Origin of the sequence: Photorhabdus hainanensis, from assembly GCF_018448965.1 — a bacterium.
Lineage (GTDB): Bacteria > Pseudomonadota > Gammaproteobacteria > Enterobacterales > Enterobacteriaceae > Photorhabdus > Photorhabdus akhurstii.
On record NZ_RCWD01000004.1, the window covers coordinates 173,133 to 182,015 of the forward strand.

General features: G+C 42.2%; 6 protein-coding genes. 1 reads left to right on the forward strand and 5 read right to left on the reverse strand.

Translation table 11 applies throughout. The annotated features are described in order from the left end of the window. Positions 1-88: 88 nt before the first annotated feature. Both tgt and queA read right to left on the reverse strand, forming a co-directional pair. Entirely contained in the window at positions 89-1,213 is a 1,125-nt protein-coding gene (gene tgt, locus EAE92_RS04305; protein ID WP_036808812.1) for a tRNA guanosine(34) transglycosylase Tgt, read from the reverse strand. A 150-nt stretch (positions 1,214-1,363) separates the two neighbouring features. Next, positions 1,364-2,431 carry a tRNA preQ1(34) S-adenosylmethionine ribosyltransferase-isomerase QueA gene (queA, locus tag EAE92_RS04310; protein ID WP_214067169.1) on the reverse strand — a complete coding sequence of 356 codons (1,068 nt, stop codon included), beginning with the start codon at positions 2,429-2,431 and terminating at the stop codon, positions 1,364-1,366. Between the two features lie 104 nt (positions 2,432-2,535). On the opposite strand from queA, the gene EAE92_RS04315 reads away from it, so the two are divergent. Then, entirely contained in the window at positions 2,536-3,132 is a 597-nt protein-coding gene (locus EAE92_RS04315) for an acyl carrier protein phosphodiesterase (protein WP_040149999.1), read from the forward strand. Positions 3,133-3,336: 204 nt separating this feature from the next. On the opposite strand, the gene EAE92_RS04320 is transcribed toward EAE92_RS04315, so the two are convergent. Genes EAE92_RS04320 through EAE92_RS04330 form a run of 3 tightly spaced genes read right to left on the reverse strand, consistent with a single transcriptional unit; the run spans position 3,337 to position 8,278 of the window. Beyond that, entirely contained in the window at positions 3,337-4,305 is a 969-nt protein-coding gene (locus EAE92_RS04320; protein WP_214067170.1) for a hypothetical protein, read from the reverse strand. After that, positions 4,302-5,270, reverse strand: a complete 969-nt coding sequence (locus EAE92_RS04325; protein ID WP_214067171.1) for a hypothetical protein — start codon at positions 5,268-5,270, stop codon at positions 4,302-4,304. Before EAE92_RS04325 ends, EAE92_RS04320 begins: the two co-directional genes overlap by 4 nt. Beyond that, a complete protein-coding gene (locus EAE92_RS04330) occupies positions 5,267-8,278 on the reverse strand; it encodes a toxin VasX (protein ID WP_214067172.1) in 3,012 nt (1,003 codons plus the stop codon). Before EAE92_RS04330 ends, EAE92_RS04325 begins: the two co-directional genes overlap by 4 nt. Between the last annotated feature and the right edge of the window lie 605 nt (positions 8,279-8,883).

Consider the following 8,883-nt stretch of genomic DNA (forward strand, 5'->3'; position numbering starts at 1 on the left):
ACTTCCCTCATTGTTATCAAATTCAATAGTAATCAAAAACCAGCCGCAATATGCTATACACACCGAAACCAGTCAATCACCACTTAAGTCAAATACTTAATGCCGGAACGGGTTTACCAATCCGTTGATAAAAATCTTCAACAAACTGTTCAAGATTACCCTCTTCGATAGCTTGACGAATCTTAGCCATCAGGCGCTGATAATACCGCAAATTATGGATAGTATTCAGCCTTGCACCGAGAATTTCGTTACAACGGTCGAGATGATGCAAATATGCCCGACTATAATTCCGACAAGTATAACAGTCACACTGCTCATCCAACGGGGAAGTATCCTCTTTATGTTTGGCATTACGGATCTTAATCACACCATTGGTCACAAAAAGATGACCATTACGGGCATTTCGGGTCGGCATCACACAATCAAACATATCAATGCCGCGACGAACCCCTTCCACCAAATCTTCTGGCTTCCCCACGCCCATCAGATAGCGCGGTTTATCTTGCGGGATTTGCGGACAGACATGCTCAAGAATACGGTGCATATCCTCTTTAGGCTCGCCTACCGCCAGACCACCTACAGCGTATCCATCAAAACCAATCTCTACCAGACCTTTTACTGAGATGTCACGTAAATCTTCGTAAATACTTCCCTGAATAATACCAAACAACGCGTTTTTATTCTGTAATTCATCAAAACGCTTACGACTACGCGCCGCCCAACGTAAGGACATCTCCATCGAACGTTTCGCATAATCCCAATCAGCAGGATATGGCGTGCATTCATCAAAAATCATGACAATATCAGAGCCCAAATCATACTGAATTTCCATCGATTTTTCTGGGCTAAGGAAAACTGGGGTACCATTGATTGGGTTACGGAAATGTACACCTTCCTCTTTGATTTTACGCATTGCGCCAAGGCTGAATACCTGAAAACCGCCTGAATCCGTCAAGATTGGACCATGCCATTGCATAAACCCATGCAGATCACCATGAAGTTTCATGATTTCCTGCCCTGGACGTAGCCACAGATGGAAAGTATTGCCAAGCAGGATCTGCGCACCAGTTTCCTTTACCTCTTCCGGTGTCATCCCTTTTACCGTGCCATAAGTCCCAACTGGCATAAATGCCGGCGTTTCTACCACGCCACGCTCAAAAATCAGACGACCACGACGGGCTTGACCATCGGTAGTTTGTAATTCAAATTTCACTTAACCTCCAAGCATCAGATAAACAGTCCGATGCTGTTGTTTAAAACCAGACAAAGTTGAAATTTACCGTTGAGCTGAGATATTCACATAATCCTATTTTCAACAACTTCAACAATATATTCCAGTCAATGCCATAATTATTACATTAAATTAAGAAATCTTTTCCTTGCAAGCGAAGGGATTACGACGAATAAACATCGCATCACCGTAACTAAAGAAACGATATTTTTCTGCAACTGCCTCTTTATAAGCATTCATCGTATTTTTATAACCCGCAAACGCAGAAACCAACATGATAAGTGTCGATTCCGGCAAATGGAAATTAGTAATCAACGCGTCCACAACTTGATATTCAAAACCCGGATAGATAAAAATTTGCGTGTCATTAAAAAATGGCGCAATTAACCCATCCTGGCAGGCTTTTGCTGCACTTTCCAGCGATCGCACTGAGGTTGTGCCAACAGCAACAACTTTGTTACCTCGCGCCTTACACGCCAGCACAGCATCAACCACATCCTGTGGCACTTCTGCATATTCGGCATGCATAATATGGTCTTCAATAGTCTCTACCCGCACTGGTTGGAAAGTACCGGCACCAACATGCAATGTCACAAAAACCATCTCCACGCCCTTTTTACGCAGCGCTTCCAACAATGGCTCATCAAAATGCAGACCGGCGGTTGGCGCAGCTACCGCCCCGGGCCGCTCACTGTATACAGTTTGATACAACTCACGGTCTGCCTCTTCATCAGGACGATTAATATAAGGCGGCAAAGGCATATGACCGACATCATCCAAAATAGACAGCACATCGCGCTCATCATCAAAACGTATTTCGAACAGACTATCATGGCGAGCCAACATGGTTGCTTTAAGACTTTCATTGTCACCCAACAACAGCTCAGTTCCCTCTTTTGGCGCTTTGGAAGCACGCACATGTGCAAGTACCCGCTTATCATCCAACACCCGTTCAACCAGCACTTCCAGCTTACCGCCGGTAGCTTTTCGGCCGAAAATACGCGCAGGTATGACGCGAGTATTATTGAAAACCAGTAAATCTCCGGCATTCAGCTTATCGAGAACATCCGTAAAAACACCATGCGTTAATGCCCCCGTTTCACCATCAAGCGAGAGCAAACGGCAGCCACTGCGTTGTGGTTGAGGGTAATGAGCAATCATTTCGTCAGGAAGTTCAAAAGTAAAATCGGAGACACGCATTATATTTAATCATTCAGAAAAACAGGCGGACTAGTCTAGTGCCGCAGCACTGAGGGTGCAACAAATAAGCACATAACTTCGCGGATTTATATTATAATCACCGAATGAATTTTCTCGCTCACCTACATTTAGCTACTCTGGCTGACAGTTCCCTGTTAGGGAATCTGATGGCAGATTTTGTGCGTGGTAATCCAGAGGGGCAATACAGCGCTGATGTGGTTGCAGGTATTCGCATGCATCGGCGTGTTGACGTATTAACAGATACCCATCCATTGGTTATACAAGCCCGTCACTTGTTCAGTAATCCATATCGACGGGTTGCGCCGATCACTTTGGATATTATCTGGGATCACTTCCTCTCCTTGTATTGGGATAAATTAGTTCCCACTTACTCATTACCGGCATTTATTCACCATGCCCGCAACCAAATTGAACCTCATCTTTATTACACTCCTGAAAAATTTCAGGAGCTGAATGAATTTTTATGGCCGCAAAACTGGCTAATCCGCTATGCAGATCTTGCATTTATCGCAGATGTATTAACAGGCATGGCCCGAAGGCATCCCAGATTATCGGCTTTATCTGGATCATTTCAGGATATAGAACAACATTACGCTGACTTTGAAGCACTATTCTGGCAATTTTACCCCTATATGATGGAAAAAGCGGAAAATAAGGATTTCTACTGTTCGCCTCAGTAAGCGTTATTATTACAAATTATGCTTGTGAATAAATTGTAAATGCGGATAGAAAGAAATCATTCAGGCAATACAGTATTTTCACATGTTTAATGATTTCTTCATTCCTGATATCCAGCGATACAGTCAGAATTTCTTTTCTCCAGCATGCCAATCATTTGGCTGGTGTAAGATGAATAGTAGGAAATGACTTTTTAACGCTAATTTTCATTCGGAAAGATCTTCATCAGGGGGACCTAATCGATCCAATTCTGCCAGAATCAATGGAACTTGAGCTTCTAAATCGGCAGGTCTTTTATCTTTACTCCACCAAATAAGCGGCTCACGGCGTTTATAATCCACCTTACTGACTGCCTCTTTGCCGTTTAATAAGAATTTCACCATAAGGGCAACTGCCAGAGCTTTATCATTGCCACTACTTAAAAAAGCAAAAGAATAACTGCTGACGTTAGGGATAAAACCACGCCCGACAAGGTTATTATTTTCGTCTAGGCCATAAACTTTGAGGAACAGAATATTAGTTTTTTCTGCCATGCCTACTTGGGGATAGCGGGCGGCATAAGCTTTGCCTTTATACCAAGTATAAAAGATCTGCCGTTCGCGATCGATAATTAATGGTGCCTGACGGCGTAAGAAAAAGATGGCCCAGACAAAAGGAGGAATAATCAGTAGGTAGAGTAGCAGGAAACCTATATCAATTTTAAAATAATAGTCACTATATTCATAATAATTATAGCGGTAATACAAGTATTTTATCAGGGATAGATCTTTATCATCACCAATATAGTCCATACCGTTCAAATAGTCAGGTAGATCATCACGTAGGTAAAACTTCTCCCCATATTCTTTTTTAGCTACATCAACCCAATGATAAATTTCTGATTCATTACTCTTCCGTTCTTCTATGAAATCATTTACTGTTAATAACATACTGGTGATTAGTCCTAGAGTTACCGGAATCAAAGTAATACTCCGAGCGCGGCGCTGAGTGTTACGAACATGGCACTCTCTATTATCAAGGTAGTCCAGTATCTCTACATGCTTAATCGTTTCCTCATTCTTGATATCCGGTGGTGCCGCCAGAATCTCTTTTTCCCAACGAGCCAGCCGTTTGGCTGGCAGTGAATGAATAGTGGGAAACCATTTTTTAAGCAAGTTTTTTAATTTCACTTTCATTCGGAAAGATCTTCATCAGGGGGACCTAAGCGATCCAATTCTGCCAGAATCAACGGAATTTGAACTTCTAAATCGGCGGGTCTTTTATCTTTACTCCACCAGATAAGCGGCTCACGGCGTTTATAGTTCACTTTACTGACTGCCTCTTTGCCGTTTAATAAGAATTTCACCATAAAGGCGACTGCCAGTACTTTATCATTGCCACTACTTAAGAAGGCAAAAGAATAACTGCTGACGTTAGGGATAAAACCACGCCCGACAAGGTTATTATTTTCGTCTAGGCCATAAACTTTGAGGAACAGAATATTAGTTTTTTCTGCCATGCCTACTTGGGGATAGCGGGCTGCATAAGCTTTGCCTTTATACCAGGTGTAAAAAATCTGTCGGTCACGATCAATAATTAATGGTGCCTGCCGGCGTAAAAAAAAGACAGCCCAGACAAAAAGCGGAATCATCAATAGATAAAGTAGCATAAATGTCATATCAATTATAAAAATATCATCACTATATTCATAATAGTTATAGCGATAATGTAGGTATTTTCTTAGAGAAATCTCTTTATCATTACCAATATAACGTGCATTTTCCATATAATCCGGTAAATCATTGCGTAGATAAAATTTCTCACCATATTCTTCTTTGACTAAATTAACCCAACGGTGAATGTATGCTTCTCCACTTCTTCGTTCTTCTATAAAATTATTAATGCTCAAAATCAGGCTACTAATAATCCCCAGAGTTACGGGAATCAAAGCAATACTTCGGGCTCGGCGTTGAGTGTTACGGATATGGCATTCCTTATTATCAAGGTAATCCAACATTTCCATATGTTTGATGGTTTCTGCATTCTTAATATCTGGTGGTACTGCCAGAATTTCTTTTTCCCAATGTGCCAGCCGTTTAGACGGCAGTGGATGAATAGTGGGAAACCATTTTTTAAGTAAGTTTTTTAATCGTTGCTTCATAATACCTGCTCCCCGTCAAAACTACCTTTAATCGTATTTTCCTCTGTTGGTTTCTCTCCCCAAAAGTAGCGCAGAGGAGCGATGACATTTGCTGATTGCTCATAGTACCAATACAGTTCGCTACTATGGGGATAAACTCCCATTGTCTCCGTAACTGTTATCTCCAACGTTGCAGTATCACCATTTAGGGTCAATTTGGCTTGTTCCTGGGCTTCCTTAAATTTGGTATTGCGAAAAGTATCTAGGGTATATTTTTGACGGTTAATCTCAATATAATAGATTTTTTCTCCCCAGTAAGAGGTTTTAGGAGAAGTCACAAAGATCCCGCGAATATTTGAGAGACCCATCTGAAAAGCAGGTAGAATAAAACGATAGATGGTAACGCCAAAGCCCTGATGTATTTTCAGTTGTGGCTGGATAAAGAGATTTAAAAATTCTTGGTTTTCAATAATAAAATGATTTTGGGTGTCATTATCCATTTTCCTGGCTGCTTTAAGTTGTTCTAGAATGGTTGGCCTTCCGTCATCACTCCAAAAACTATATTTTTTCCCTGCTCCCCAAAAACAGTTATTCAGCACTTTCTCCAAATCCGACCAGGCACTGCTAGCTTGTACAATACTGCCACCGATAAGCAAGCCAGCTCCAATGACTATTGCTGTGAGTACTCCTGCCGTCAGAAAGGTACCTACCGCAGCTCCGATCACAACTGCTGTTGTTAAGATGGTAGAACCGGTCCCTATAGCAACTTGCCCATAACCTTCCATGTTATTACCCACTTTGAAAGCATTACTCGCATCATAGAAGGAGATAATTGCTCCTAAATATCCCGCCACACTACCGGCAATCCGGGAGAACTGACTGACCATCGCCGCATTGATAGAAGACATTTTTGTCCCGTTCATCAATGCCTTCACTATAGGGGAATTCACTTTACTTGCCAGTGTCGAACCAATAGAAGTCAAATCGGCACTCATACCAATTACCGCGGTACTAAAGCGCAGCAGATTCATATAGGTAGGTCCGGGTTGTAACGGGTTGTTGCGGGCATATTCTGTCTGCATAACCACGTCCGCCAGGGTGAAGGCATTCAGAAACAGGCTGACACCGGTCAATGAAGAATCAAACAGTAAACCAATAGAGGTTTTATTAGCCCCTTCTAAGGTAAAAAGCTGAACCGGAGAATCCACACTGGTCTTAACTTCCGGCAGAGTGATCACCGGTTTATTGCCAAGTGATTCCAGGCATTTACTCCAGTTAATCATCCGTTCTCCGATAGCCTGTTGACGTACTGCCGGGTCAGGTCGGTTGCGATTCGTTTTCGATTCCAGCCGCTTAAGCACTTCCTGATAGCTCTGTTCACTGAGTGCCACTCTGCCATCCGGTTCAATCACCACTCCCAACGTGGATAACAGGGCCGGAACCAGTTGTTGGGTTATCTGGTCAATGGCTTTCTGGGGAAGCTGGCGGACATAACTTGAACCCTGATAAATTGCCTGATTAGTATAGGCGCAGACGGTTGCCAGAAAGGTCCCCATCCCCAGCAGAATATTATCGACTCCACTAATAAACGGGCCCTTAAGCATCGGTGATTTTACTTTGTCGTTATTTAGTACGGTGACAACCCCGGTGGTAATGGTGCGCCAGAAGTTGCCATCCCCGTTGCTATCTGACTCTTTGGCTGCAAGCTTCGCTAAAACCTGCTGGCCGGGCAAGGATGATTGCAGGTTGCCGAGCAGACCTGAGAGAATTTCACTGAAAAACCGGAACTCCAGCGCATCCTCTTCTTCCAGCGTCTGTTTTTCATCTTGCAGTGAAAAGAAGTAGTGAAAGTAATTTTGCAGCCCGCCGACTTGATAACTGAGGTCCGGGTTATCCGCAAAGGCTTCAAACAGTTTCATAAACATCGCCTGACGCGCTTCAAAATCTTCGGTGACTTTTTTCAGTTTCGGCCAGTCGTTGTTCCAGCGGTCCTGATGAATACTGTCATCTATTTTCTTTTTCAGCTCCGGGTTTTTGGTGGCTTTGAGCTTTTCGACATAAAAACCGATGGTCAGTGGATAGATGTTGGAGGCGTTATAGCTCTGTTGCCACAAATTCAGGATAGAGTAGGCTTCCACAATGTCCCGCTGACGGCCTACCGGGTCATGCAGGATCACAATCCGCGCCTGTTCATTGAAGTGCAGATAACTGTTGATTTCCTGGATAATCTTACCGGCGTCCATTTCGTAGCTGTCCTGAGTGGTCAGCGTATCAATACTGACGTCAGCCAAATCCAGTTCATTGATGTCTTTTTCAATGATGGCCTTGATGTTGGCAAACTGTTCCTGCCGGATTTTGTAATCGACAATCAGTTTTCGAAAATACTTGTTTGAGGCGTTAACCGCAAAAGGGGATTGCTTCTGTTCGAGGTTGATAAACTGCATGGTTTTTTGCCGCAGTTCAAGACTGTTGTCAATCTTAGCCAGTATTGAGGAGTGCCACGGGTGTTCACTGTAGGCGATACTGATATTGATGACATCTTTGGCGACAAACAGGAATGAATGACCTTCACCCCGAATGCCCGGCTCAGGGATAAGCCCTTCACTGGCATCTCTGCGGTTGAGAAACATATATTTTCTAAATTTCTCTACCCGCTGTTTTTTGCCGTTAACCTCTTTCTCTGACACGCAGTATTTAAAGATATGAAGATAGCCCCGGGCCTTGCTGCCGCGAGCGGTAAGCGGGTCTTCTTCCTTAATGTATATCCATCCGGGACGCAGCAGGCGGGCGGCATAGCCTTTGGTTTGTTGGAGTGATGAAGAGAACATCAGGGTGTGGATATCCGGGGGCGCTTCTGGTTTTTCCAGCTCCTTGCCGAAAAAGTTCACATAAGCATAGCGAACCGGGTAAATCGGTTTAACATTGCAGTCACAGGGCTGAATATAAGTATCTGCTTCAAGATTTTGTGGGAACATTTCGTAAGCTTTTTCTATTAATTTGTCAAATTCTTCCTGAATATTGATGGTCATAATATCTCCTTTGTTGTTAATCTAAGGATGTCATGGATACACTGCGGCTACTCTTATTATTCAAAAAAGTTCATACAACCAAAGGCTGAGAATATTTTCACTGGTTACAATCCTGAATAAGTTCATTGTTCAAGCAGTGAACTTACGCAAATGATTTAACAACATTTCAAAAAGCTGTTTGGAGGGATAGGATACAAAAATATGGGCCGGATATTGCTTGAAACGGGAGAAATCAGCAGGGAAAAATGTGGGTTTTCTTGCGTCAATTCATTCATATTACGTTTTATTTGTAAAAATTTTTCCCTATTGACGTCTTTAAAATTCCTCATTTCTACCTCTGTTTTTCACGTTAGAAAGTTAATATAAATTTATATTTATCCTCAATAAATATCAAAATTGATAGTTTAAGTAAATGTAAATTTTTGCTCAGAACAGTCAATAATATAAATTTTATAAATGTTTAAGTAACATAATTATTCCTGATTATCACTTAAATTCAGCTCCCATAGGCGTATACTTAAAATAAGTCTGTGTGGAGGTAAATGAAAATGGCTAAAAATCAGATTCAATTCCAAAAAGGCATTTCTATTCATGAGTTTATTTCA

Bases quoted from the DNA above. Each gene is read 5' to 3' on its own strand.
- queA (WP_214067169.1), bottom strand. From the start codon at position 2,431: ATGCGTGTCTCCGATTTTACTTTTGAACTTCCTGACGAAATGATTGCT.
- EAE92_RS04315 (WP_040149999.1), top strand. From the start codon at position 2,536: ATGAATTTTCTCGCTCACCTACATTTAGCTACTCTGGCTGACAGTTCC.
- EAE92_RS04320 (WP_214067170.1), bottom strand. From the start codon at position 4,305: ATGAAAGTGAAATTAAAAAACTTGCTTAAAAAATGGTTTCCCACTATT.
- EAE92_RS04325 (WP_214067171.1), bottom strand. From the start codon at position 5,270: ATGAAGCAACGATTAAAAAACTTACTTAAAAAATGGTTTCCCACTATT.
- EAE92_RS04330 (WP_214067172.1), bottom strand. From the start codon at position 8,278: ATGACCATCAATATTCAGGAAGAATTTGACAAATTAATAGAAAAAGCT.